The 25,181-nt window shown below is 74.4% G+C and carries 21 protein-coding genes and 1 pseudogene; 10 read left to right on the top strand and 12 right to left on the bottom strand.

The genetic code is table 11. The features are described from left to right. The first annotated feature begins 128 nt into the window (after positions 1-128). Complete coding sequence (locus tag AB0M43_RS06690) at positions 129-1,865, top strand: OmpA family protein (protein ID WP_363721774.1); 1,737 nt, start codon at positions 129-131, stop codon at positions 1,863-1,865. An 84-nt stretch (positions 1,866-1,949) separates the two neighbouring features. On the opposite strand, the gene AB0M43_RS06685 is transcribed toward AB0M43_RS06690, so the two are convergent. From AB0M43_RS06685 to AB0M43_RS06670, 4 genes are all read right to left on the bottom strand, one after another. Then, complete coding sequence (locus AB0M43_RS06685; RefSeq protein WP_363721772.1) at positions 1,950-2,495, bottom strand: hypothetical protein; 546 nt, start codon at positions 2,493-2,495, stop codon at positions 1,950-1,952. Further along, complete coding sequence (locus tag AB0M43_RS06680) at positions 2,492-4,402, bottom strand: polymorphic toxin-type HINT domain-containing protein (RefSeq protein ID WP_363721770.1); 1,911 nt, start codon at positions 4,400-4,402, stop codon at positions 2,492-2,494. Before AB0M43_RS06680 ends, AB0M43_RS06685 begins: the two co-directional genes overlap by 4 nt. Before the next feature lie 2 nt (positions 4,403-4,404). Further along, complete coding sequence (locus tag AB0M43_RS06675; RefSeq protein ID WP_363721769.1) at positions 4,405-5,295, bottom strand: sensor domain-containing protein; 891 nt, start codon at positions 5,293-5,295, stop codon at positions 4,405-4,407. 224 nt (positions 5,296-5,519) lie between these two features. Continuing rightward, positions 5,520-6,422 carry a hypothetical protein gene (locus AB0M43_RS06670; RefSeq protein ID WP_363721767.1) on the bottom strand — a complete coding sequence of 301 codons (903 nt, stop codon included), beginning with the start codon at positions 6,420-6,422 and terminating at the stop codon, positions 5,520-5,522. A gap of 191 nt (positions 6,423-6,613) precedes the next feature. On the opposite strand from AB0M43_RS06670, the gene AB0M43_RS06665 reads away from it, so the two are divergent. Both AB0M43_RS06665 and AB0M43_RS06660 read left to right on the top strand, forming a co-directional pair. Continuing rightward, positions 6,614-8,872 carry an Hsp70 family protein gene (locus AB0M43_RS06665; RefSeq protein WP_363721765.1) on the top strand — a complete coding sequence of 753 codons (2,259 nt, stop codon included), beginning with the start codon at positions 6,614-6,616 and terminating at the stop codon, positions 8,870-8,872. Positions 8,873-9,163: 291 nt separating this feature from the next. Further along, entirely contained in the window at positions 9,164-9,727 is a 564-nt protein-coding gene (locus AB0M43_RS06660; protein ID WP_363721764.1) for a hypothetical protein, read from the top strand. A gap of 38 nt (positions 9,728-9,765) precedes the next feature. Here the strand turns inward: AB0M43_RS06660 and AB0M43_RS06655 are convergent, their stop codons facing one another. Beyond that, entirely contained in the window at positions 9,766-10,905 is a 1,140-nt protein-coding gene (locus AB0M43_RS06655) for a hypothetical protein (protein WP_363721763.1), read from the bottom strand. A 152-nt stretch (positions 10,906-11,057) separates the two neighbouring features. Here AB0M43_RS06655 and AB0M43_RS06650 point away from each other — a divergent pair, with 152 nt between their 5' ends. After that, positions 11,058-12,320, top strand: coding sequence for an MFS transporter (locus AB0M43_RS06650; protein ID WP_363721761.1), 1,263 nt, complete (start codon positions 11,058-11,060; stop codon positions 12,318-12,320). 30 nt (positions 12,321-12,350) lie between these two features. On the opposite strand, the pseudogene rho reads toward AB0M43_RS06650, so the two are convergent. From rho to AB0M43_RS06630, 4 genes and pseudogenes are all read right to left on the bottom strand, one after another. Further along, positions 12,351-13,502 (bottom strand): annotated as a pseudogene (gene rho, locus AB0M43_RS06645) (transcription termination factor Rho); the annotation flags it as partial. A gap of 457 nt (positions 13,503-13,959) precedes the next feature. Then, positions 13,960-15,699: an ABC transporter ATP-binding protein gene (locus AB0M43_RS06640; protein ID WP_363721760.1), complete on the bottom strand. Its 1,740-nt coding sequence runs from the start codon at positions 15,697-15,699 to the stop codon at positions 13,960-13,962. Further along, positions 15,696-17,312 (bottom strand): ABC transporter ATP-binding protein, encoded by a 1,617-nt coding sequence (locus AB0M43_RS06635; RefSeq protein WP_363722070.1) that lies wholly within the window; start codon positions 17,310-17,312, stop codon positions 15,696-15,698. The genes AB0M43_RS06640 and AB0M43_RS06635 overlap by 4 nt, the downstream gene beginning before the upstream one ends. Before the next feature lie 146 nt (positions 17,313-17,458). Then, positions 17,459-18,109: a LysE family translocator gene (locus AB0M43_RS06630; protein WP_363722069.1), complete on the bottom strand. Its 651-nt coding sequence runs from the start codon at positions 18,107-18,109 to the stop codon at positions 17,459-17,461. Positions 18,110-18,371: 262 nt separating this feature from the next. On the opposite strand from AB0M43_RS06630, the gene AB0M43_RS06625 reads away from it, so the two are divergent. Beyond that, positions 18,372-18,788: a helix-turn-helix transcriptional regulator gene (locus AB0M43_RS06625; protein WP_363721758.1), complete on the top strand. Its 417-nt coding sequence runs from the start codon at positions 18,372-18,374 to the stop codon at positions 18,786-18,788. After that, a complete protein-coding gene (modA, locus tag AB0M43_RS06620) occupies positions 18,785-19,564 on the top strand; it encodes a molybdate ABC transporter substrate-binding protein (RefSeq protein ID WP_363721756.1) in 780 nt (259 codons plus the stop codon). Before AB0M43_RS06625 ends, modA begins: the two co-directional genes overlap by 4 nt. Before the next feature lie 46 nt (positions 19,565-19,610). On the opposite strand, the gene AB0M43_RS06615 is transcribed toward modA, so the two are convergent. Both AB0M43_RS06615 and AB0M43_RS06610 read right to left on the bottom strand, forming a co-directional pair. Next, the gene (locus AB0M43_RS06615) at positions 19,611-20,258 is read right to left on the bottom strand and encodes a class I SAM-dependent methyltransferase (protein ID WP_363721755.1); all 648 of its coding nucleotides are present in this window, start codon (positions 20,256-20,258) and stop codon (positions 19,611-19,613) included. Between the two features lie 159 nt (positions 20,259-20,417). Continuing rightward, positions 20,418-20,858, bottom strand: a complete 441-nt coding sequence (locus AB0M43_RS06610) for a VOC family protein (RefSeq protein WP_363721753.1) — start codon at positions 20,856-20,858, stop codon at positions 20,418-20,420. 113 nt (positions 20,859-20,971) lie between these two features. Here AB0M43_RS06610 and AB0M43_RS06605 point away from each other — a divergent pair, with 113 nt between their 5' ends. The 4 genes from AB0M43_RS06605 to AB0M43_RS06590 are packed head-to-tail and all read left to right on the top strand — an operon-like array spanning position 20,972 to position 24,715. Next, complete coding sequence (locus AB0M43_RS06605; protein WP_363721751.1) at positions 20,972-22,408, top strand: serine hydrolase domain-containing protein; 1,437 nt, start codon at positions 20,972-20,974, stop codon at positions 22,406-22,408. Then, positions 22,405-23,379 (top strand): histidine kinase, encoded by a 975-nt coding sequence (locus AB0M43_RS06600; protein ID WP_363721749.1) that lies wholly within the window; start codon positions 22,405-22,407, stop codon positions 23,377-23,379. Before AB0M43_RS06605 ends, AB0M43_RS06600 begins: the two co-directional genes overlap by 4 nt. Continuing rightward, positions 23,376-24,047, top strand: coding sequence for a response regulator transcription factor (locus AB0M43_RS06595; protein WP_363721747.1), 672 nt, complete (start codon positions 23,376-23,378; stop codon positions 24,045-24,047). Before AB0M43_RS06600 ends, AB0M43_RS06595 begins: the two co-directional genes overlap by 4 nt. Positions 24,048-24,085: 38 nt before the next feature. After that, complete coding sequence (locus tag AB0M43_RS06590; protein WP_363721746.1) at positions 24,086-24,715, top strand: hypothetical protein; 630 nt, start codon at positions 24,086-24,088, stop codon at positions 24,713-24,715. Between the two features lie 71 nt (positions 24,716-24,786). Here the strand turns inward: AB0M43_RS06590 and AB0M43_RS06585 are convergent, their stop codons facing one another. Continuing rightward, the gene (locus AB0M43_RS06585) at positions 24,787-25,152 is read right to left on the bottom strand and encodes a YciI family protein (RefSeq protein WP_363721744.1); all 366 of its coding nucleotides are present in this window, start codon (positions 25,150-25,152) and stop codon (positions 24,787-24,789) included. Between the last annotated feature and the right edge of the window lie 29 nt (positions 25,153-25,181).

Genomic DNA, 25,181 nt, shown 5'->3' with positions numbered 1-25,181 from the left:
CGTCGGCGGGACCGGACAATCGCGGGATAGCCGAGCATGCGCACCGACCCGCCGAACCCGCGTCGTCCCCGGCGACGGGCCGGGCCCGGTCGCACCCTCCGACGCCCGCGATGGGTACCCGTGGACTCGTGGCACTGCAGTCCCTCGCGGGCAACCGGGCGGTCGGCGGCCTGATCCCGGCCGGCATGGTCCAGCGCTTCGTCGGCCCCGAACACGCCGAACTGGGCGACGCGACCGGGGCGACCCTCAACCTGGGCAACGGCGTGGTCCTCACCTGGGGCCAGATGGTCGGGATCGCGGGCGACGAGTACGGGACCGTGGAGGAGGTGATCGCCGACTCCAGGACCCCCGAGGGCCGGGCCCGGCTCCGGGCCGCGCTCGAACACGACCGGGTGCCCGGCACGCTCGCCGCCACCCTGCCCGCGAAGACCACCATGCTGCCCTCGAACAAGACCGCCGAACAGGAGCAGGACGCGCGGTACAACGCGCTGGTCGTCGCGAACGTGGCCCACTTCGCCGCGGGCGGCACCGCGATCGCGACCTGGACCGGGCACCACCAGGACGCCCTGGCCAAGGCGATGAACGCGGGACTGGTCGAGGACGACGCCGCCCGGCAGATCGCGCTGGCGACGGAGGCGTTCGGCCAGCACTTCCTCACCGACGCCTTCTCCGGCGGGCACGTGCGCACGCCCCGCGCGGACATCCTCAGCTGGTACACCACGGTGTTCGGCCCCAAGGTCGTCGTGCACCTGGTCGAGGACCTGCGCCAACGGCTCGTGTCCGCCTTTGCCGCCCAGATCGCCCGCCAACTGCCGCCGGCCGTGGCCGGGGCGGTCCCGCCCGTCGCGGAACTCGCCACGAAGCAGGCCACCACCGTGATGGAGATGATCGTCGGCGGGGGCGGGATCGTGGCCCTCGGACGACAGCTCGGCGTGTACATCGCGGGCGCGGTCAGCGGCACCGTGCACGACATGGAGGGCGAGCGCGGGGTCTGGGTCAACTCCGTCGCGCACCCCACGCCCTGGGTGGCCTACGGGGACGCCCGCATGCACGACAGCCCCGACAGCGTGGCCGGGGCGAAGGCGGCGGTGACGGCGGCCAAGGCGCAGGTCGACGAGGCGTACGCGATCGGCCAGCGGTTCCGGCGGACCGTGGCGCTGCCGTACGCGCCGCCGCACACCGTGCACTTCGCCTTCAACCGCTCCGACCTCGACGCCGCCGCGACGGCCGCCTGCGAGAGCGCCGCCGACTACCTGCGGGTGCACCCCGGGGCGACCGTGGACCTGACCGGCCACACCGACCCGGTCGGCACGGACGGCGCCAACCTGGGGCTCGGCACCCGCCGCGCCGAGGCGATCAAGGCGAGCCTGGTGGCCGCGGGCGTGCCCGGCGAGCGGATCCGCACCGCCAGCCGGGGCGAGTCCGAACTCGTGACCTCCGACCCGGCGCAGTACCGGCTCAACCGGCGGGTCGCGCTGACCTGGGGCGGCGATCCGGCGTCGGTGCCGTCCCGGGAGGGGGAGGAGGCGTTCGCCGTCCTGAACCAGCGGCTCCCGGCCCCGTACCACCCGGTCCTCGACCAGGTGCCGAAGGAGGTCGCGAACCTCAACGTCGCGCTGGAGGACTGGCACTGGGGCAGCATGCCGGTGAACCTGCGGACCGGGTTCAACACGTGGATGTCCGCGCACATCCACCCGCTGGTCACGGGGCTGCTGGCGAGTCCGAAGCTGGACCGGCTGGTGGTGCCGGCACCCGTCACGATCGTCCTGGAGCCCCGGGACGTGGCGACCGCCGAGGCGAAGGCGCTGTTCGCGAATCCGGTCGACTACCTCGGCCGCGCCTTCGGAACCCCGGCCGGCCCGTGACGGACCGCAGGGCCCGGCGTGCGCGCGGCCCGGCCGGCCGGCCCGTGACCGACAGCCTGGGCACGCGCGCGACCACGCCGGGGCTCACTCCCCGGGAAAGGCCCCGGCGGTCGCGCCGGCCGGCAGGTAGCCGCGCGCCTCGGCCCGGTCGAACAGCACCAGCAGCGACTCCGGGAAGTAGCCGGGGCGGTCCTCGCCGTCCAGCTCACCCATCGCCACCAGCACCTCCGCGCCCCCGGCGAACCCGAGCCGCACCGCCCACAGGCTCTCCGGGCCGCCGGCCTCGCCGACCTGCCAGCCGAGGCCGACCTCGCTGACCGTGTCGCCGACCGCCGCCGCCCACCGGCTGGCACCGGCGTCGTACCAGTGCGTGCCGGTGCCGGGCCCGGCGACCGGGTCGACCGCCAGCCCCTCCACCAGGTTCTCGCGCTGCCAGGTGAGCCACACCGCGCCCGTGGACAACCGCAGCACCACGTCGAGGTCCACCTCGTGGGTGGCGGCGTCGGGCGGGGGCGCGCCGAGGCCGCTGCCGGGTGTCTGCTGGTACCAGACCGCGTCCAGGCGCGCGTCCAGGAGGAGCTGTCGGACGTGGCCGGCGTCGGGACGCAGTACCGGCTGATGGTCGGTCATGGCTTGTAGTCGAACTTTCCGAAGTACTTGAAGTTGCCCTGCGCGTCGAAGACGGCACCCGTTCCGTCGGGTATCACGATCCTAGTCCCGCCGTTCTGGGCGCCGCCCGTGATCCGCTCCACCACGCCCTTGGGGTGCAGGGCGATCTGGTCGAGGAGTTTCTGCCCGGCGAGGTCCAGGTCCCGGGTGCGGTCCCCGACCCGGGGCAGGAAGCGCTTCGGGTTGTTGGGTTCGTTGGGGTTGAGCTGGTGTTTGCCGTAGGCGAGCCCGGCCTCCGTGGTCTCGGCCTTGCCGCCCCGGCCCGGGCGCGTGCCGGTGTTCGCCATCGCGGTGCGGGCGGCCAGGTCCGGGTCGCAGTTGTGGGTCAGCACGGCCGCTGGGCCGGCCAGGACGTGGAAGGTGCGCAGGCCGGCGACGGTGAGGTTGTGCACCGTGAGCGTCCCGGTGTGCGGTCGCAGGCCGGTGACCGCGACGGCCGCGCCGTCGGGGCCGCGCAGGTGCTCGCCGACCCGCAGCTCCCCGGCGTCGATCCAGCGGGCCCGGTCCACCGACCAGAACGGGTGGCCATCGGTGGCGGTGACGGTGCCGCCGCCGGCCACGGTCACGTCGACGAGCTGTTTGGTCCCGGAGCCGACGATCAGGTCGGTCACCCGCCGGGGGCCGGACTCGCCGGTGACCGGGTCGGCGGCGGCGACCAGGTCACCGACCCGGACATCCTCGATGGGTACCCGGGAACCGTCGGCCATCAGCACCGCCGCGCCCGGGGTGAAGCTGTTCGCCCGGCAGCTCGGACGGGTGGTGCCCCGGCCCGGGACGGTCACCACCTCGTCGATGGTCACCTTCCTGCCGTCCACGGTGGTCGTGGCCCGCCCGCCGCGCCGGATCGCGTCGTCGAACGGCTTGTGCACCGACTCGGAGCCCGGGTTCTGCACCCGCACGGCCCGGTAGTTGCCGTTGGGCTTGCGCACCAGGCCGTCGTAGTCGGCGGTGGTGCGCAGCCGGGCGGCCTCCTCGGCGGACAGCCGCGACACCGCGTCGGGCGACAGCCGCGCCGACACCGGCCGCCGGTCGACCGTGACCCGGTTGTTCCTGGCGTACGCGTCGAGCGCGGCCTGCTCGGGCCGGCGGGACACGCTGTCGCCGCCGTTGCCGGCCGGCCGGGTGCCCTGTTCGGCGCGGCCGGGCGGTCGGGCCGGGTCGCCGCCCTGCGGCCGGGAGACCTTCGGCGCCGGGAGGGCCGCGACCCGCCGGACGAGCTTCTGCCGGTCCAGGGCCAGCTGCCGGACCTTCTGGCCGAGCGCGGAGGCCGCCGCGTTGTGCTTGTTCACGTCGGCGGCGAGCTGGGACCGCTCGGTGGACAGCTGACCGGCCTCGGCGTCGAGCTGGGACTTCTCCGCCTGGAGCTGGCCCTCCTCGGCCTGGAGCTGGGCCTTCTCCCCGTCGAGCTGGGCCTTCTCCGCGTCGTAGGCCGCGGCGGCGGCGGACTCGCGGGGCAGCTCGAACACGTGCGGCCGGGCGTTGTGCGCGTCGACCCGCGCGTTGTACGCGCCGACCTTGGTGTTGTGCGCGGTGATCTTCGGGCCGAGGGCCGTGGACCTGTTGTTGTGCGCGCTGCTCTTGGCGTCGTAGGAGCTGGTCCGCTGGCTCAGGCCCTGCTGAGCGGTCGCCAGCGCCTGGACCTGCTCGGCGATGGCGGCGAGCTGCTCGTTGAACGCCTCGAGCGCCTCGGCCAGCTCCTCCGGATAGTCCCGGCCCGGGTCGAGCGGCGCGGGGTCGGTGGTCGAGCCCTCCGAGATGGAGGGCAGGCCGGGGTCGGCGGTCGCCGGGCCCGCGCCCAGGGACAGGGCCAGCGTCACGGCGGCCAGCAGGCACAGCGCGCGCCGCGCCAGGCTCACGGGAGTCGTCATGGTCAGCCGTCCACCTTCGCGGCGAACGCGTCGGCGAGCTGGGCGGCGGCCCGCCTGCCGTCGCCGGCCTGGCACACGGCCACCTGGAGGACGGCGGGGCCCTTGCGGCGCGCCTGCCGGTAGCAGATCCAGCCGTCGCCGGGGTCCTGGGCGGCCGTCCAGCTCAGGGTGTCGGTGCCGGACTTCTCCACCGTGTACACCCAGGTCGAGGTGCTCTGGTCCTGGTCGGTACGGGTCGCCTGCGGGCAGCCCTGGAGGCCCTCGGTCAGGGTCCGGAACACCTGGCCGGCCGCCTCGGCGTCCTCGTACACGCCGAGGACCTGGGTCACCAGGTGGTCCTCGACGTTCCTGGCGTCCTGGTAGGTGCTGGCCAGGTACGTCTTCCAGCCGCGCGCGTAGACCGACCGGGTGCCGGGCCCGACGGCCACCGCGCAGTCGGACGGGTCGGCGGCCAGCGGGGGCGGCGGCTCGGACCCGGTCGCCCCGGCCGTCAACCGGACGCCGGCCAGGGCGCTGGCCTCGTTGGGGGTGAGCACGCTGGCCTGGGTGGTGCCCGGCACGGGCAGCGACTGCGAGGAGACCCAGAACCCGAAGCCGACCAGCAGCACCAGGGCCGTGCCGACCGAGGTCAGCACGGCGAGCGGCCAGCGGCGGGGAGCGGCGGGGCCGGGTTCGGCGGGCGGCTCCGGGGCGACCGGCGGCACCTCGGCGGTCGGTGGTTCCTGCGCGGCGGGCGGTTCCTGCGCCGCCGGTTGTTCCTGTGCGGCGTGCTGGGCCGACCACAGTGGCGGATCCGAGGTCTCCCCGGGCGCGGCCGGCTCGCCCCGGCTTCCGGGTCGGGGCTGGTCGGCGGGCCCATCGCCCTGGTCTCTGGCTGTCGCGTCGTCCACCACGTGCGGCACCTTCCCTGTCCGGGGTTCTAATAGGACAGAGTAGTGCAGATAGGCAAGGGCGACGGGGTGGCTGTCTCGCCCCTACCCACAAAAGGCAAACCTAAACCCAGGAACTTCCGGGTACGCCCGAGCCGTCGGCGGGCACCTGTGGTCCGAAGGTCACACCCGGCGGTCAACCGGGCGCGGACCCCGGTTGACCAGGCGGTACCTCCCGTCGGCCGGGCTCAGGGCATCGGCGCGTCGGCGACCCAGGTGAACGCGTTGTTGACCGTCGGGGAGGCGGGATCGTTGTCCGTGCGGCCGGCGAAGTAGTTGGCGCCACTGTGGACGGCGACCAGGGCGAGTTCGTTCTGGGAGTTGGCCGGCGGGACGGCGAACACGGGGCCGCCGGAGTCCCCGGGCGCGCCGGAGTTGGTGTCGGTGGTGTCGAACGTGAAGACGCTGGTCCAGCCCTCGTGGGTGGTGTCGATCAGGGTGGGGGCGACGAGTTGCTGGGCCGCCAGTACCCGGTAGCGGAAGGCGTAGAGGTTGGCGGTGTGGACGCCGTACCCCATCTGGACGAGGGTGTGGTTCTGGTACATCGCGACCGCGGGGACGCCGGGGAAGGTGCGGCCGTTGGCGAGGACGGCGCGGGCCGTGTAGTCGTCGGCGAGCGGGATGAGCCAGCCCTCGGTGTCGAACGTGTCGGGCTTGAAGGCGTGGCCGGTGGTTCCCGGGGCCACCAGCCCGCGCGCCCGTTGCACGAACGCCCGGTCGCTGACCCGCATGACGGCGACGTCCAGGCCGTGGTGCGGCGGCCCGTCCGGCTGGTACACCTCGACGATCGGCGAGTCCACGGCCAGGGCGTCGTGCACGTCGTACAGGCGGGCCCTGATCCGGGTGGTGTAGTGCGTGACGGGGTCGACCGGCTCACCGGCGGCGGCGAGGGTCAGGTTGTGCCTGGCGGTGACGATGTAGGCGTCGGTCGCGGTGGCCCGGACCACGACGCCACTGGCCGTGAAGCTGCCGTGGTGCCCGGCGGCCGTGCCGTGGAACTCGACGGCGAGGCCGCGCAGGAACTCGTACAGGTTCGGGTTGGCGGTCCGCCAGGTCTGCGCGGCGGCGATGACGAGCGGCGAGAGCTTCACGGTCGTCCTCCTGGGTGCGGTGCCGGTCAGGGTGTCGACCGTCCACTCACGATATCGCCGCCCGACTCCCCGCCGACCTATCGGATTTCCGGCTCGCGACGGGCCGGTTCCACACTGTCGGATTTCCGTCGGGAACTACTGCCCGTTACGCCAGTGCGGTCCGTGGAGGTGCGCACCTAAGATCACATCCCGTGACTGGACGCTTTCGCCTGGGTGTGGACTTCGGCACCTCCTCGACGGTAGCCGTGCTGGAATGGCCCGACGGACGGACGCGCCCCCTGCTGTTCGACGGGACGCCGCTGCTCAGTTCGGCGGTGTTCTCGGCACCCGACCGCGGGCTGCTCATCGGCCGGGAGGCCGTGCACAGCGCCCGCGCCCAACCGGAACGCTTCGAACCCAACCCCAAGAGACGGATCGACGAGGGTACGGTGCTGCTCGGCGACACCGAGCTGCCCGTCGTCGAACTGGTCGCCGCCGTGCTGCGCCGGGTCGCCGCCGAGGCGCGGACGGTCGCGCACGACCCGGTGCTGGACGTGACCCTCACCCACCCCGCCGCGTGGGGCCAGCGGCGCCGGGGCATCCTCACCGAGGCCGCGCGCCGGGCGGGATTCAGCAACCGGCAGCTCGTCGCCGAACCCGTGGCCGCCGCGACCTACTTCACGGCGCTGCCCGGCGCGAAGGTCCCCGAGGGCGGCTGCGTCGTCGTCTACGACTTCGGCGCCGGAACCTTCGACGCGAGCGTCGTGCGCCGGACCGGCGCGGGCTTCGACGTCCTGGCCTCCGACGGCCTGCCGGACACCGGGGGACTGGACCTGGACGCCTCCGTCGTCGCGCACCTCGCCGCCCGGTACGCGGGCACGCACCCCGAGGCCTGGCACCGCCTGGACGCGCCCCGCACCACCGCCGACCGGCGCAGCCGCCGGGTGCTCTGGGAGGACGCGCGCACCGCCAAGGAGGTGCTGTCGCGCTCGGCGATGACCCTGATCCCGGTGCCCCTGGTCGACGAGGACGCGCCGCTGGGCCGCGAGGAGCTCGAACGCCTGATCGCCCCGATCCTGGCCCGCACGGTGGCCATGACCCTGGCCGTGGTCCGGACCGCGGGGATCCGCTCCGACGAGTTGGCCGGGGTGTTCCTGGTCGGCGGCTCCAGCCGGATCCCGGCCGTGGCGACCCTGTTGCACCAGACGCTGGGCGTGGCGCCCACGGCCATCGAACAGCCCGAACTGGTCGTCTCCGAGGGCAGCCTGCGGGCCACGGCGGTCCGCGCGCCGCAGTCCGAGGGGTCCGGGACGTGGTCGTCGCAGGCCCGGAGCCCCGAGCCGTGGTCCCCGGTCCCGGCGGAACCGCAACTCCCGGCCGGGGCGGAATCCCTGCTCCGGGTGCCGACGGAACCCGTGCCGCAGCCGGCGCCGCCCACCGGGCCGGGCCTGGTGCCGGCATCCCTGCCGAGCCCGGTCCCGGCAACCGCGTCGAGTCCGACGTCGGGCCTGGGGCCGACACCCGCGTGGAGTCCGGTGTCGGGCCCGGTGCCGGTACCCGTGTCGGCGTCTGGCCCGGTCCCGGCACCCTTGACGAGTCCGGTGCCGGTCTTGGCGCCGGCGTCCGCTGCGGGCCCGGGTGCCGGCGTGCGTCCCGCGCCGGACCCCGCCGAGCCGGTGACCGCCGCGCCGAAGGCTCCGGGCCCGGCGGGGGTGTTCGCGTTCACCGCCGCCACGGGCCTGGCCCTGATCGTCGTGGCCGACCTCATCGCGCAGATGGTCGGCGAACTCGGCACCGAGGACGTCACCTTCTACCCGTACCTGCTGGCTTCTCTCGCCCTGACCAGCGCCGTGTGCTGGTGGTCGGGCCGCCGGTCCGGCACGCGGGGCGGGGATCCCACCCTGGCGGCCCGGACGACGGGCCTGGTCCTGGTGGTGCTCTCCGTACTCAGCGGCGTGTTGTGCCTGTACCTGCTGTCCGACGGGTGGATCGCGCGCAACACGGCGCTCACCGGACTCGGTCCGTTGGCCGGCCTCGCCCTGGGCCTCCGGTTCCTCCTCCGGCCCCGGGGCGACGGTTCCCCGCTGCCCGCGCATCCCGGTACCCGTCGGGTGCTGGGTCTGGTCCTGGCTCTTTTTCTCTACCACCGGATCGACGCCTTCTGGCAGACCGACCTGTTCGACGAGTCGGGCCTGCTGAACGCGGTCCTCGCCGCCGTGTTCGCGGTGGTGGGCGCCGGGTTGCTCGCCGGCCCGCCCCGGTCGCGGGTCTACTGGGTGTCCGGGCTCCTCGCGCTGGGCGTCCTCAGCCTCTACAAGATCGCCGAGATCGCCTCCGAGGGGAATCTCGGGTACCTGCTGACGCTCTACCGGCCGCTGGAGGTGGCCACGGGGGCGGTGCTGCTGACGGCGGCGGTCTGGTATCTGGGCTGGCCCTCGCTGCGCACCCTGCGCCGCACCGGAACCAGCTAGCGGCCCGGCCGGCCGGCTGTCCAGCACAGACGACGCCGCCGGCCGCATGCCCGGCCCGGACCCCCGGATCCAGCACGGACCGCGCCGCCGGCCGCGTGTCCAACCCGGACCGCGCGGCCGGCCGGCGGGTCCGATCCGGACCGCGCGGGTGGCCGTGAGGGCAGACGATGGGGCTCGGGCGCACCCCGAACGCTGCCCGCCAGCGCGGATAACCGGCCCGTTACACAGGTGTCATAGGCGTGTTTCGATGACGGTGTCAGAGGGAAAGGCCACCGCCCGAGGAGGCACCACATGGACGCCTGCACCCCCCACGCACACCACCACCAGCCGAGTAGGCGTTCCTTCCTGCTCGGGGCCGCCGCCGTGACCGCCGGCCTCGCCGGTGCCGCGGCGCTCGGCGGGACCGCCAGCGCGCAGGGCCTGATGGCCCAGCAGAGCAACTGGCGGTTCTGCACCAAGTGCTACACGATGTTCTACTGGGGCTACCCGACCGACGGGGTCTGCCCGGCCGGCGGGGCGCACGCCGCGCAGGGCTTCAACTTCACCCTGCCCTACGACGTGCCGGAGACGCCGACGGCGCAGGCCAAGTGGCGGTTCTGTACCAAGTGCTTCGCGATGTACTACTGGGGCTACCCGACCGACGGCCGGTGTCCGTCCGGCGGGGCGCACAGTGCGCAGGGCTTCAACTTCGTCCTCCCGCACGACGTGCCCGAGACGCCGACGGCGCAGGCGAAGTGGCGGTTCTGTACCAAGTGCTTTGTGATGTTCTACTGGGGGTACCCGACCAACGGCCGGTGCGCCGCGGGTTCCGCGCACAGCGCCCAGGGCTACGACTTCGTCCTGCCGCACTTCTAGGCCCGGCGCGGGGCCCGGGTTCGCCGGGGCCCCGCACCTCAGTCCGCGCCCTCCGCCACCGGCAGGTACGGCCGCAGCAGCCGGTTCTCCCGGTCCGTCGAGTCGCCGCCGGGCGCCTTGTCGATGGCCGTCTGGATGTGCCGGCGGATCTCGTCGTTGCGCCAGGCGACCCCGACGTCCTGGGCGATCAGCGCCAGGGCCCGGTCGTCGGGCCCGCCGCCGAGCAGGCGCAGCCGGACGAGCGCCCGGGCGAACTCGTAGAACTCCTTGCCCGTGGTCCGCGCGTCGCCCCGGCACTCGATCGCCCGGGTCAGGGCGATCAGGGCGCCCGCGTCGTTCGGCGACTCCGCGTCCTTGTAGGCGAAGCCGAGCGCGCCCCAGTACCGGTGGTTGCCGGGCCCCAGCTCGGTGAGCGCCCGGAAGATCGGGACGGTGCGGCTGACCCGGCCCCGGAACGCCGGATCCCGCCACGAGTGCCGGCGCAGGTCGTCTGCGAGCAGCAGCACGTTGGCCCGGCCCGCCGGGGACGCGGCGCCCAGCGCCTTGCGCAGCGCCGTCTCGTCGGTCTCCGGCTCGTCGTCGTCGAGCTGCTGGATCACGAGCCGCATGGCGTCGCCGTCGCGCTGGAGCCGTTCGCCGATCTGGCGCTCGACGAGCTGCCGGATGTCCTTGACGTCCCACTGGGCGAAGATGTGGGTCAGGGTGGTCCGGGTCGCGACGTAGCCGACGAGAAAACCCGAGAGCAGAAAGGCCACCATGAGGGTACCGGCGACGAGCCGCCCCGCCGCGCCCCCGCCGAACGCCTCCCCGACGGCGGAGACCAGCCGGCCGAACTGCCGCCCGATCACCGCGAACTGGACGAGCCCGACGCCGACGAGGATCTTCGTCAGCCAGTCGGAGATCTGTTCGAGGTTGGTGTTCACGCCGTAGGCGGCGCCGCCGTGCCCGCCGGTCGGGCGCTCGTGCTGGAGGGTGCGCGGAATGCCGAACAGGAAGCCGAGCAGCGCGCCGACGGCCAGCGCGGCCACCGACACCAGCCCGCCCCGGCCCAGCTCGGCCCAGGGCGACCCGAGCCCCTGGAGGGCGAGGGCCACGGCGGCCCCGATCGGCAGGCACAGCGCGATCAGCAGGACCGCGCGCCGGCGTCGATGGGTCTGATCCGGGGTGAGTTCCGTCATCGGACCTCCTCACGACTGTTGTGAGCATGGCCCACGGGCCGGTCGGCGCCCACGCTTCGGTCCACCAACCGACACACGCGACCGGACGGGCCGGGCTGTCCGGGGTCCACAGGGGCGGCGCCGGATCGGGTCCGCCTGGCATAGTTCCGATCATGACCAGGCTGGCGCACAACGACGGGTACCGGAGGTTCTGGGCCGCCAGCGCGGTCTCGGTGTTCGGTACCCACGTCACCACGATCGCGCTCCAGATCCTGGTGGTGGAGGGCCTGCGGGCGACCACCACCCAGTACGGCCTGGTCAGCTCGGCCCAGTGGCTGCCCTACCTGCTGTTCGGCCTGGTCGCGGGCGTCCTGATCGACCGGCACCGGCGCCGCCCCGTACTGGTCTGGGCCGACCTGGGCCGGGGCCTGGTGCTGGCCGCGATCCCGCTGCTCTACCTCGGCGACGCGCTCAGCCTGCCCACCCTGGCCGGGCTGCTGTTCTGCTTCGGCCTGCTGTCCGTGCTGTTCGACACCGCCGAGCAGGCGTACCTGCCGAGGCTCGTGCCCCGGGAACTGCTCACCCCGGCCAACGCCCGGCTCCAGCTGACCATGAACCTCGCGCAGACCGCCGGCCCCGCGCTCGGCGGCGTGCTGATCAGGGTGGTCACCGCCCCGATCGCGATCGTCGTCGACGCGGTCAGTTACCTCGTCTCGGCCCTGCTGCTGGCCACGATCCGCACCCCCGAGCCGGCGCCCCAACCGGCCGGGCGCCGCGATCTGCGGCACGAACTGCGCGAGGGCCTGACCTATGTGTACGGCCACCGCCTGCTGCGCGCGCACGCCGTCAACGGGCACCTGTGGTTCCTGGTGCACAGCGCGCTGGCCACCGTACTCACCTTCTACGTGGTCGAGGGGAGCCAGCTCGGCCTGGGCGCGTTCGGCCTCGGCCTGGTCTACGCGGCCGGCGGCGTGGGCGCGGTGCTGGGCAACACGCTGTCCAGCAAGCTGTCCGCCCGGCTGGGCGCCGGCCGCACCATGGTGCTGTGCGCCATGGCCAAGGCCGTGCCGTGGCTGCTGGTCGTGTTCGCCCGGCCCGGCCCGGCGGCGCTGCCGATGGTCGCGCTCGGCCTGTTCGGCTTCTGGCTCCTCCTCGGGGTGTGCGGACCGGTCGAGATGGGCTGGCGGCAGTCCATCACGCCCGACGCGCTCCAGGCCCGGATGGGCGGCACGATCCGGTCCGTCAACCGGGCGGCGATCGTCGTCGGCGCCCCGCTCGGCGGGCTGCTCGCCGACCACACCAGCCACCGGCTCGCACTGTGGGCGGGCATCGTCGGCCTGGCCGTCACCGGCTGCTACGCGTACTGCTCGCCGCTGCGCGGGGCCAGCTTCGCCGACGCCCCGCCGGAGAGTCTGCCGGTGTCGCCGCGTCGCTGACGCGCCTGCGGGGACTTCGTGCGGTGGTGCTCAGTGCGCGGCGTCCCGCGTCCGCTGGAGCTGGTGGGCCGGGGGCGTCGTCTGGGCGATCCGGAGCAGGAACTCGGCGTTGCTGCCCGTCCTGCGGAGCCCGTCGAGGAGCTGCTCGCCGCCGTGCTGCTGGTCGCCGCTCCCCAGCGCCCTGCGCAACTGGTGCACCAGGCGGAGTTCGTCGGCCTCGAAGAGAAGTTCCTCCCGACGGGTACCGGAGGAGGCGATGTCGACCGCCGGGAAGACGCGCCGGTCGGCCATGGCGCGCAGCAGGCGGAGTTCGGCGTTGCCGGTGCTCTTGAACTCCTCGAACAGGATGGTGTCCGCGACGGAGCCGGTCTCGACCAGCGCGGTGGCGATGATGGTCAGCGAACCGCCGTCCTCGAGTTTGCGGGCGGCGCCCAGGAGGCGTTTGGGGCCGAGGAGGGCGCCGGCCTCGATGCCGCCGGTCATGATCCGGCCGCCGGCGGGCGCGGCCAGGTTGTAGGCCCGGGCGAGCCGGGTGATCGAGTCGACGAGCACGACGACGTCGCGGCCCGCTTCGGCGAGCCGCTTGGCGCGTTCGATCGCGAGCTCGGCGACGGCGAGGTGCTCGGCGGGCGGCCGGTCGAACGTGGACGCGACCACCTCGCCGTGCAGGGACCGCGTCATGTCGGTGACCTCCTCGGGACGCTCGTCGACGAGCAGGGCCATCAGGTGGCAGTCCGGGTGGTTCTCCGTGACCGCGTGCGCGATGGCCTGCAGGACCATCGTCTTGCCCGCCTTGGGCGGGGAGACGATCAGGGCGCGCTGGCCCTTGCCGATCGGGGTCAGCAGGTCGATGAGGCGGGTGGTGAGGATGTGCGGCTCGGTCTCCAGGCGGAGCCGGTCCTGCGGGAACAGGGGAGTCAGCTGGTGGAACTCCGGCCGGTCGCCGACCGCTCCGGCGGCGATGCCGTTGACGGTGTCCACCCGCAGGAGCGGGGCGGGCCGGCCCCGGTTGTCCTTCGGTTCGGCTGCGTGCGCGGCTCCGGTGACGGCGTCGCCGCGCCGCAGGCCGTGTCGGCGGATCTGGGCCGGGGAGACGGGGACGTCCCGGGAGCTCGGGCGGTAGCCGGCGATCCGGAGGGCGCCGTGGCCGTCGCGGATGTCGAGGATCCCGGAGACCTCGACCTCGGCGGTGTCGGCTCTGGTGGTGGTCCCGGCCTCGGCGCCGGGTTCGGCCCCGGTGCCGGCCGCCGGTCGTTTCGGGGAGTTGCGTGCCGGGCGACGCGGCACGGCGGGGTCGAGGGTCTGGGTGCCGGTCGCGGGGGACTGGCGCAGGTCGAGGTCGATCACAGGTACTCCTGGTGGGGAGGGGAACACGCGGGGCGGAGCCGGATCACGGCGGGCGCGGCGGGTTCGAGACGACAGCGCGGACGGGCGCTGGTGGAGTCCACTGCCGAAGGTGCGCGAGAACGCGGAACTCGGTGTGGGATTCGAGCGAACTGGGGGCGGTGGTTCTCGCCCGCACCAGAATGGCTCACCCCAACGGTAGCCTGCTCCGGCCCCGATGGCAACGCCGGCGTGTCGCCGACCCGGATCCGCCCAGGTCAGCGGCCTGGATCCGCCGGGATGGGAGTGGTCCCGGCTACCCGCCGTGCCAGGTGCGCCAGAGCGCGGCGTACGGGCCGCCGGCGGCGACCAGCTCCGCGTGCGACCCGAGTTCGGTGACCCGGCCGTCCTCCATGACCGCGACCCGGTCGGCGTCGTGCGCGGTCTGCAACCGGTGCGCGATGGCGATGACGGTGCGGCCGGCCAGCACGGCGGCCAGGGCCCGTTCGGTGTTCCGGGCGGCCGTCGGGTCCAGCAGCGCCGTCGCCTCGTCGAGGATCAGGGTGTGCGGGTCGGCGAGCACGACCCGGGCCAGGGCCAGCTGCTGGGACTGGCTGCCGTCGAGCCGGTGGTCGGCGGCGCCGAGCAGGGTGTCGAGCCCGGCCGGCAGCTCCGCCGCCCAGTCCGCGCCGACGGCGGCCAGCGCGGCGCGCAGCTCCTCGTCGGTGGCGGCGGGCGCGGCGATCAGCAGGTTGTCCCGGAGGGAGTCGCCGAACACGTGGTGTTCCTGGGTGACCAGGGCGACCTGGCGGCGCAGCCGGTCCGGCGCGAGGCCGGCGACCGGGACCCCGCCGACGGTCACGGTGCCGGCGCGGGGCGTGTCGATCCCGGCGAGCAGCCGGCCGAGGGTCGACTTGCCCGCGCCGGACGGGCCGACGACCGCGAGCCGTTCCCCGGGCCGCACGGTCAGGTCCACGCCGTGCAGGACGTCGTCGCCGGCACCGTAGGCGAACCGCGCCCCGGTGACCTCGATCCGGTCGTCGGCGGGTTCGGCGGCCGGTTCCCGGTCCGGGGGCGCGGCCGGGGCGGCCAGGCCCTCGACCCGGGCGAAGGACGCGGCGCTGCTCTGCAGGCCCTCCATCCACAACATGACGGCGTCGAGGGGCGCCTGGAGCTGGCGCAGGTACACGGCGGCGGAGACCACCGCGCCGAGCCCGACCGCGCCGTGGTCGTACAGCACGCCGCCGAGCAGCATGACCGCGACGACGGGGACGACGTAGGAGATGTCCACGGCCGGGAACAGCACGCTGCGCAGGAACAGGGTCCGCTCCCGGGTCCGCCGGCTCCGGTCCACGGCCGCCTGGCACGCGTCGATCCGGCGCTGTCGCAGCCCGAGGGCCTCGACGGTGCGGGCCCCGGTGGCGGTGGCGGTGAGCACCTCGGCGAGCGCGGAGCTGGCCGCGCCCTCGGCCAGGTACGCGGCGTGCGCGCGGCGCAGGTACCAGCGGGTCGCCACGACCATCCCGACCAGGCCGAGCAGCCCGCACGCGCCGAGCCGGGGGTCCAGGACGAAGACGGCGCCCAGGATGAACAGGACCTGGACCAGGGCGATGAACACGTCGGGTACCGCGTCCCGCAGCGCCGTGGCCACCTTCGCGACGTCGGTGGTGCCCCGGGCCGTCAGGTCCCCGGTGACGGCGCGTTCGGTGACCGAGGCGGGCAGCGCGAGCGCCCGGTCGACGAACTCCTCTCGGACCCGCCCGGCGGTCCGCTCCCCGAACCGGTAGCCCACGTACCGCGCGTACCGGGTGAGCAGCAGCTGGACGAGCGAGAAGGTGATGATCCCCAGCGCGAGCCGGTCCACGACGCCGACGCCCCGACCGGCGCGCACCGCGTCGACGATGTCGCCGAGCAGCCACGGTCCGACGAGCCCGGCGGCCGCGGCGAGCGCGTTGAGGGCGAACATGCCGGCGACCGCGTACCGGTCCCGGCCGACCAGGCGCAGCGCGGCCCGGCGGACCTGGGCGCGCCCGGCGACCGGCAGGTCCGCGTTCACCGGACCACCTCGTCGGCCCCGCGCGCGACCAGGTCCCGGTAGCCGGGCTCGGTGTCGAGCAGTTCGCGGTGCGTGCCGTGCGCGGCGACCACGCCGTCGACCAGGTAGTACACGGAGTCGGCCCGGTCGAGCACCAGCGGCGACGTACTGGTGAGCACTGTGCACCGGCCCGCGCGGGCCGCGTGCAGCCGTTCGGCGACCGCCGCCTCGGTGTGCGCGTCGACGGCGGAGGTCGGTTCGGTGGCCAGCAGCACCTCGGGGTCGGCCAGCAGCGCCCGGACCAGCCGGACCCGCTGCCGCTGCCCGCCGGACAGGTTGTGGCCGTGCGGTTCGACGGCCGCGTCGAGCCCGCCGTCGGTGGCGTGCACGACGTCGCGGGCCGAGGCGGCGTGCAGGGCCCGGGCGATGGCCGCGTCGTCGGGTTCCCACCGGCCGGACACCACCTCGCGCAGCGTACCGGCGAACAGGTCGGCCTCGTTGTCGGCGACCAGGATCCGGTCCCGGATCCGGCCGAGCCCGATCGCGTCGAGCCGGACCCCGCCCCAGGTGGCCGCCGAGTCCGCGAACCGGCCGAGCCGGTCGATCACGGCCGCGGACTCCGCGGGCCGGGCGGAGGCCAGCACCGTCAACCGGCCCGGCACCACCCGCACCCCGGAGGCCGGGTCGGCGAGTTCGGCCGGCGACCCGGGCGGCTCGGCGGTGCCGGCGTCGGCCGCCGGCTCCAGCCGGAGGAAGTCGATCACCCGGCGGGCGGCGACCCGGCCCTTGACGATGTCGAGCCCGCCCTCGATGAACATCGCCACGGGCACGACGAGCACCGCGACGTACCCGTACACCGCGACGAGCTCGCCGATGCTGATGTCGCCCCGGGCGGCGAGGCGCGCGGCGAGCCAGGTCACCACGGCGAGGAACAACGCGGGCAGGCCGACGCCGAGGGCGTCGATCCAGCTGGTCACGGCGCCGACCCGGTACCCCTCGGTCTCCAGTCGGCGCGAGTCGGTCCGAAACCGGGCCGCGTGCAGGTCCTTGCCGCCGAGGCCGTTGAGCACGCGCAGGCCGCCGACCAGGTCCACGATCCGGGCGGCGAGCGCGCCCTGGCCCGCGCGGTAGGTGGCGCCGGCCCGTTGCAGCCGGCCGAGCAGCGGGCCGACCAGCACCGCGAGCAGCGGCACCCCGACCAGGACCACGGTGGCGAGCAGTGCCGAGATGTCCAGCAGCAGCCCGGCGACGACGAGGTACGCGAGCACCGCGCCGACCCCGGGGCCGGTGACGGTGAGCGTCATGCTGATCACCCAGACGTCGGCGATGCCGATGGTGGCGACCTCCCCGGCGCTGACCGTGCGCGGCAGGACCGCCCCGAGCCGGGTCGCGTGCCGGACCACGGCGCGCACCGTCCGGAACGCCCCGTCCATCCGGACCCGGGTCATGGTGCGGTGCCGCAGGATCGCCAGCCCGGCGTTGAGGACACCGACGGCGGCGAGCGCGGCGACCCAGCCGAGCAGCGCGCCCGAGTGCCCCACCCGGAGCCCGTCGTCGATCGCGCGGGACAAAAGGTACGGCGGCAGGGTCAGGGCGACCATCCACACGGTGCCCAGCGTGGCGCCGGCCGCGATCCGGGGCTTCTGGCACAAGACCAGCCACCACAGGTACCGGCCCGGACCCGACAGGTCCCGGGCGCGCGGGAGGGGGTCGGCGGCGCGCATGCCTGCACCCTAGCCGTGCGCCCGGCGACGCGCGGTCCCGCCGGGGTCGTCCCCGGCTAGGGCGCGACGGCCAGGCCCTTGGACCGGTCGGCGGCGATCCGCACGGCCAGGCCCGCGAGCACGGTGCCCATCAGGTACCGCTGGATCCGCAGCCAACCGGGCCGCCGCCCCAGGAGGCCCGCGATCGAGCCCGCGGCGAGCATGACCGCGCCGTTGACCGTGATCCCGATGGTGATCTGCACGAGGCCCAGCAGGAAACTCTGCGCGGCCACGTGCCCCCGGGCCGGGTCGATGAACTGGGGGAGCAGCGACACGTACAAGATGGCGATCTTGGGGTTGAGCAGGTTGGTGACCAGCCCCATCGTGAACAGCCGGCCGGGCCGGTCGGCGGGCAGTTCCCGGGGCGCGAACACCGAGGTGCCGCCCGGGCGGACCGCCTGCCAGGCGAGGTAGAGCAGGTACGCGGCCCCGGCCAGCTTGAGCGCCGTGTACAGCGCCGGCACGACGGTGAAGATCGCGACCAGGCCGGCGGTGGCCGCCGCGAGGTAGACCAGGAAGCCGGCCGCGACCCCCGCGAGGGAGATCAGGCCGGCCCGGCGGCCCTGGGTGATCGATCGGGACGCCACGTAGATCATGTTCGGGCCGGGGATGAGCGCCATGCCCAGTTCCACGGCCGCGACGCCGAGGACCGCGCTGAGGGAGACCACGTGCACGCGCACCTGCTTTCGGAGGGTGCCGCGACCCTATCAACGCAAGATCGAATCGACCGTGAGTCAGGCCACCCCGACCCGCCCGCGACCGCTCCAGGCTGGACACGGCCGGGGTACCCGCGCCGCCCGACACCGGCGGCGCCTCGTACCCGTCGGCTTCCTGGACTTGTGAAAGCGATGGTCAGTGGGTGAAATAGCTGGCAGGTGCTGAGGCTAACCTCGAACATTCCCCGTATCTGCGTTGCCCTAGAGTCTGGGTGTGGTCGCTTTCCGGATGGGTGAGGCAGCGGAGCTGCTGGGTGTCAGCGTGGACACGGTGCGCAGGTGGGCCGACGGCGGCAAGCTGCCGGTCAGCCGCGACGAGAACGGGCACCGGGTGGTCGAGGGCGGGGCCCTGGCCGGGTTCCTCCGGGCGCGGGCGACGGAGCCCGAGCACAGTTCGGTGTCCTCCGCGCGCAACCGGTTGTCGGGGATCGTGACCGACGTGCTCCGCGACGGCCTGATGGCGCAGGTGGAGATCCACGCCGGCGGGCACCGGATCGTGTCGTTGATGAGCCGCGAGGCCGCCGACGAGCTGGGCCTGGAGATAGGTGTGCTCGCCACGGCGGTGGTGAAGTCCACCAACGTGGTGGTCGAGGTGCCCCAGTCGGGGGCGAAGGGACAGGAGCGTTCATGAGACTGGTACGGATGCTGACGGTCGCCACCGTCGCCGCGCTCGCCCTGGCCGGCTGCGGCGGCGCCGACGACAAGCCGGCGGCCACGCCCACGGGCGGGAAGGTCACCGGCACGGTCACCGTGCTGGCGGCGGCGTCGCTGACGGAGTCGTTCACCGCGATCGGCAAGGAGTTCGAGGCCGCGAACCCCGGGGTGAAGGTGACGTTCAGCTTCGGGGCCAGTTCCACCCTCGCGACCCAGATCGTCAACGGCGCCCCGGCCGACGTGTTCGCCGCCGCCAGCCCGGCGACGATGAAGCAGGTCACCGACGCGAACCTGGCCGTCTCTCCGACGGTGTTCGCCAAGAACCAGCTGGTCATCGCCGTGCCGAAGGGCAACAAGGCCGGCGTCAGGACCATCGAGGACCTGGCCAAGCCCAACCTCAAGGTCGCCCTCTGCGCCGCGCAGGTGCCGTGCGGGGCCGCCGCGACCAAGGCCCTGGCCGCCGCGAACGTCAAGGTCACCCCGGTGACGTTGGAAGCCGACGTGAAGGCCGCGCTCACCAAGGTCCGCCTCGGCGAGGTCGACGCCGCCCTCGTCTACCGCACCGACGCCCAGGCCGCGGCCGCCGACGTCGAGGCCATCGAGTTCACCGCCTCGGCCCAGGCCGTCAACGACTACCCCATCGTGGCCGTCACGAAGGCCCCCAACAGTGCCGGCGCCACCGCCTTCGTCACCTACGTACTCTCCGACAAGGCCAGGGCGATCCTCACCAAGGCCGGCTTCCAGAACCCCTGACCCGGGCGAGGCACGGGCCCCGCGCGAGGTGCGGGGGCCCGTGCCGCTAGGCCCTGCGGGCGAGTAGCTGCACCCCCTGGAACTGGCGCTTGTCGGTGGGCTCGGGTTCGGTGACCAGGCGGGCCACCTCGGCCAACCCGGACGCGCGCAGCAGCGCCGACAGGTGGTCGGGCCACCAGCGGTACGCCGGCGCGACCGTGTGGTCGAAGACCTGGGTCGGATGGTCCGGGCCCTCGGTCGCCGAGAAGCCGATCAGGAGATGGCCGCCGGGTGCCAGTACCCGATGGAACTCCGCCAGGATGACCGGGACCTCCGGCGGCGGGGTGTGGATGACCGACCAGCGGGACAGGACGCCGGCCAGCGCGCCGTCGGGGATGTCCAACGCGGCCATCGAGCCCTCGTCGAACCGAAGTCCCGGATACGCCTCCCGGGCCAGGGCGAGCATCGCGGGGGAGGCGTCCACGCCGAACGCCGCCAGTCCCAGCTGGCCCAGGTGGGCGGTGATGTGCCCGGGCCCGCACCCCAGGTCCGCGACCCGGCCGTCGCCCACCGCGCGGACCAGTTCGGCGAAGGCGCCCAGGATCGCGCGGTCCAGGGGACTGTCCCGCAGCGTGTCGCGGAACATCCGGGCGTAGGTGTCGGCGACCGCGTCGTAGGCCTCGCGGGTGGCACTGAGGGCGTCGTGTTCGATCATGCCCGCGACAGTAGTTCCCGCCCCGGGTGGAGCGCCGCCCCACGGGGTGCGGCACGGGTCCACGCCGAGAGCCCGGCCACCGGGGCGTTCGGGACCACTCGCGGGGACACAGCCGCGCGCGGATCCGCGCCCTCGGCGGACGGCCTGACCAGCGGGTCGTCAGCCCAGCTGCTCGGCCAGGGCGAGGACGATCCCGCCGGGCCCGCGGAGGTAGCAGAGCAGGTAGCTGTCCTCGAAGCGGGTCACCTCGCCGACGAGCTCGGCGCCGTGCGGGCGGAGCCGGGCGAGGGTGTCGGTGAGGTCGTCGACGGCGAACATGACCCGGTGCAGGCCCAGCGTGTTCACCGGGCTGGCCGCCGGCTGGGGGACGATCGTCGCCGGGTGGTGGTACTTCGCCAGTTCGAGCCGGCCGGGCGCGCCCGGGATCCGCATCATCGCGATCTCGGTGCGCAGGCCGTCGAGCCCGACGACCCGCCCCGCCCAGCTGCCCTCGATCGGCGCCCTGCCCTCCAGCTCCATGCCGAGCTCGGTGAAGAAGGCGACGGCGGCGTCGAGGTCGTCGACGACGATGCCGACATTGTCCATGCGCTGAATCGTCATGTCCCCGAGGATAGGGACCGGGTACGACACCGGGCCGCTACCGACGAAAGTCGGTACCGGCCGTTCCGGTTGGTGCGCTGTGCGGCGACGCGGGAATTTCTACGGTTCTCGCCATGAACACGCTGCTCCGCGCGGCGGCCGCGACCGCCGCCATCACCGTCTCCTCCTGGACCCTCGCCCCCGCCGCCCAGGCCGGCCCGGCCCCGGCACCGCTCACCCCCGCCGCGATCGACCGCTACGTCGCCGGGCACCTGGAGCGCACCGGACTGCCGGGCCTGGCGGTGGCGGTGGTGAAGGACGGCGAGGTGCTGCACGCCGCCGGCTACGGCCGCGACGCCGACGGCGACGCCCTCACCGACCGCTCGCCGATGTCGTTGGCGTCGGTGTCGAAGTCCTTCACCGCCATGGCGGTGCTGCGGCTCGCGGAGGACGGCGGGATCCGGCTCGACGCGCCGCTCGTCGACCAGTTGCCGGAGTTCGCGCCCGACGACCCGAGGGCGGGCCGGATCACGGTGCGGGACCTGCTCAACCAGCGGTCCGGCATCTCCGACCGGACCAGCGACATCCCGGCGGTCACCCGGGCCCGAGACCTCACCGGGGCGGTCGCGGCGCTGCGGACCGCGAAGCTGGGCAGCGACCCGGGCAGCCGGTACGAGTACTCGAATCCGAACTACGTCCTCGCGGCCCGGCTCGTCGAGGTGGCCAGCGGCGAGAGCTTCCCGCGCTACCTGGACCGCGCCGTCCTCGGGCCGCTCGGCATGACGGACACCTCGGCGGCGGCCGCGCTGCCCCGGGGGCACGTCGACGTGTTCGGCACCTGGGTGGCGCGGCCGGAGCTGGAGACGTTCAACCTCGGGGCCGGCCGCATGGTCAGCACCGCGCGGGACCTGGGCCGGTGGCTGGCCGCCCAGCAGGTCCCCGGTCGGCTGGTGAGCGCCGCCGGACTCGCCGCGATGCACACCCCGCCGGCCGGGTCGCGGTACGCCATGGGCTGGTCGGTGCCGGACGCCGGGGGGCCGCCCCGGATCGAGCACGGCGGGAACCTCTTCACCGCCACCAGTTCGGTCACCCTGCTGCCCGCCAGCGGGTACGGCTTCGCGGTGCTGTCCAACAGCGCGGGGCTCGCCGACGACGCGTACCCGGTCGTCGAGGGGCTGATCGCGTTGTCGGAGGGCCGCGCTCCGGGGTCGTACACCGCGGTGCTGCCGATCGTGGACGCGGTGCTCGCCGGTCTGGCCGCGCTCACGGTGCTGCTCGGGGTGCTGGGGGTGCGGCGCGCCCGGCGGTGGGCGGGTCGGCGGGCCGGCCGGGCGGGCTGGCGGACCGTCGCCCGGACGCTGCCGGTGCTGGTCCCGGTGGCGCTGCTGGCCGGGTACCTGCCGATCGTCGAGTTCGTGCTGGGCGGCCGCACTGCCACCTGGGCCCAGGTCGCCTACGCCTCCCCGGCGCTGCTGGTCCTGCTGGTCCTGGGCGCGGTCGCGGGCCTGGTCACCGCCGCTGTCCGCACGGTCCGCGTGCTGCGGAACCGCACGGTAGCCTTGGCCCGATGAACAAGATCATGTGGCTGCGGGCCGCCCTGGTGGTGGCCCCGCCCGTGATCGTGTGGAACGCGCTGGCCCTCGGCGAGGCCGTACCCCCCGAAAGGCTCCTGCTCGGGTGTGTGCTGACCGTCCCCGGCTACCTGGCCGGTCGGTGGCTGGCGGGGCTGCCGTCGCTCGCCCCGGGCGGGGTGCTGGGCGCGGCGACCGTGCCGCTGCTGGCCCACACGCCCTGGCAGGTGACCGACGCGCTGGTCGGCCTAGCCGTGACCGTCCTCGGCCCGTGGGCGATCGGCCGGTACCGCCGCCAGCACGTCGCCCTGGGCCGGGCCGGCTGGGACCGCGCCGAACAGCTCGAACGGGAACGCCGGCACGTCGCCGAGCAGGCCAGGCTCCGCGAACGCGCCCGGATCGCCAGCGACATGCACGACTCCCTCGGCCACGCCCTGAGCCTGATCGCGCTGCGGGCCGGCGCCCTGGAACTCGCCGCCGACCAGGCCGAACACCACCGGGAGGCGGCCGGCCAGCTGCGCCGCGACGCGGTCGGCGCCACCGACCTGCTCCGCGAGACCGTCGGTCTGCTCCGCGAGGAGTCCGAGCCCGCCCCGCTCGCCCCGCTCGGGGAGCCGATCGCCGACCTCGTCGCCCGCGCCGCCGCCGCCGGCGCGCCGGTCACCCTCGAACCGGCCGGCACGGACCTCGCCGACCGCACCGCCTACCGGGTCGTGCGGGAGGCGGTCACCAACGCGGTGAGGCACGCGCCGGGCGCCGCGATCACGGTCCGGGTCACCGAGGACGACGCCGCCACCACCGTGGCCGTGCGCAACGCACCCCCCGCCGGACCGGGCGTGGGCGACGGCCGGGGGTACGGCCTGCTCGGGCTGCGGGAACGCGTGGAACTCGCCCGGGGCACGTTGCGGGCCGGCCCGCTGCCGGACGGCGGATTCGAAGTGGTCGCGACACTGCGAAGGGCAGGACGATGATCCGGGTACTGCTGGCCGACGACGAACGGATGATCCGGGCCGGCGTGCGCGCCATCCTGTCCGCCGACCCGGGCATCGAGGTGGTCGCGGAGGCCGGCGACGGCCGGGCGGCGATCGACCTGGCCCTCGCGCACCGGCCCGACGTCGCCGTGCTCGACGTGCGGATGCCCACCCTCGACGGGCTGGCCGCCGCCGCCGAGATCCGCCGGGTCCTCCCCGACACCCAGGTGGTCATGCTCACCACCTTCGGCGAGGACGACTACGTCGCCAGCGCGCTGGCCGGCGGCGCGAACGGCTTCCTCCTCAAGGCCAGCGACCCCCGCGAACTGATCAGCGGGGTACGGGCGGTCGCCGACGGCGGCGCGTACCTGTCCCCCCGGATCGCGCACCGGGTCCTCTCCGAACTCGGCGGCGACCGGCTGGCCCGGACCAGCTCCGCCCGCACCCGGGTCGGGACGCTCACGCCCCGGGAGCGCGACGTGCTGGCCCTCGTCGGCGAGGGGCTGTCCAACGCGGCCATCGGGCGCAGGTTGCACCTGGCGGAGGGCACGGTGAAGGCGTACATGACGACGATCATGGGGCGGTTGGGCGCCCGCAACCGGGTGCAGGCCGCGATCGTCGCCCACGAGGCGGGCCTGGTGGCCGAGGTGCCGGGCCCGCGGGCCTAGATCGTCGGCCGGTGGCCCGCGCCCCGTAGCCTTCGGGGATGGCCAACTCCTCGTATCTCTGCGCCATGGATGAGGCGTCCCTCTACCCGTCGAGCACCGTCGAGGGCTTCGACCCGGCCACCGGCGTGGTCGCCTTCGACAGGTACTGCGTCCCGCTGCTCTGGCTCGCGCTGTTCCGCCCGGCGGACCTGCGGACCGAGACCTTCACCTTCGAGGACGGCGAGGCGGTGCAGGCGACGGCACCCCTCGTGCCGAAGGACCGGGCGCTCGCCCAGCTGGACGCCGCGCTGCCGGCACTCGGGCGGCTCTTCGCCGCGGAGGGCCCCCTCGACGCGCACGCCGCGCTGCTGCGCCAGGCTGTGGAGAAGGCGCCCGGCGGGTACCTCACCGTCGAACTCGACGAGATCGAGGCGATGTGGGAGGAGGGTACCTTCGGGCCTGCGCTCCACGCCGCGCTGGCCAGCCTCGACGGGGAGACCGATCCGCCCGCCGACCGCGCGCGCCTCGTCGAACTGGCACAGCTGCGGCCCGACGGGCCGTTCCCCCCGGCCCGGCTGATCATCGACGGGCTGGAGGCCGGCGACGCCGGGTACTGGAACTTCACCCGGCTGCTCGGCACGGGTTTCCAGGCCGACGTGCCCTGGGAGTTGGCCGCCCCGACCGGCTGACCGGCGCGCGGTCCCGGGCGACCGGGCCCGGCGGCCTGGCGCCGGTACCCGGTCGTCGCCGACCGACGGGATCAGGTCGTCCCCGGGAGGTCGGGCATCGACCCGAACCGGCGGACCTCCTGGGGCCAGCCGCACGCCTCCGCGATCCTGCCGGCCCACATTTTGGCCCTGTCCCCGTCGGCCACGTCCACCACGGTCAGGCCGCCCAGGAACTCCTTGGTCTCCACGTAGGGGCCGTCGGTGAACAACACCGTGCCGCCCGTGGCGTCGGCGCTGAAGACCGGGCCGTCCTCCTCCAGCCCCCCGGCGAAGACGTACTCGCCGGCGGCCTTGATCTCCTCGACGACCGCCTTCGCGAGCGGCCCGCGCCCGCGGAACCACTCCTCGGAGTGGTCGCCCACCCACTGCTGGTTGAAGTAGATGAGGTACTCGGGCATGGCTGCTCCCTCTGCTCGGCCGGACCCGG

The sequence above is a fragment of the Longispora sp. NPDC051575 genome, from assembly GCF_040681875.1.
Classification (GTDB): domain Bacteria; phylum Actinomycetota; class Actinomycetes; order Mycobacteriales; family Micromonosporaceae; genus Longispora.
The sequence above is the reverse complement of the archived record's forward strand: the minus strand, read 5'-3'. Positions and strand labels throughout refer to the sequence as shown.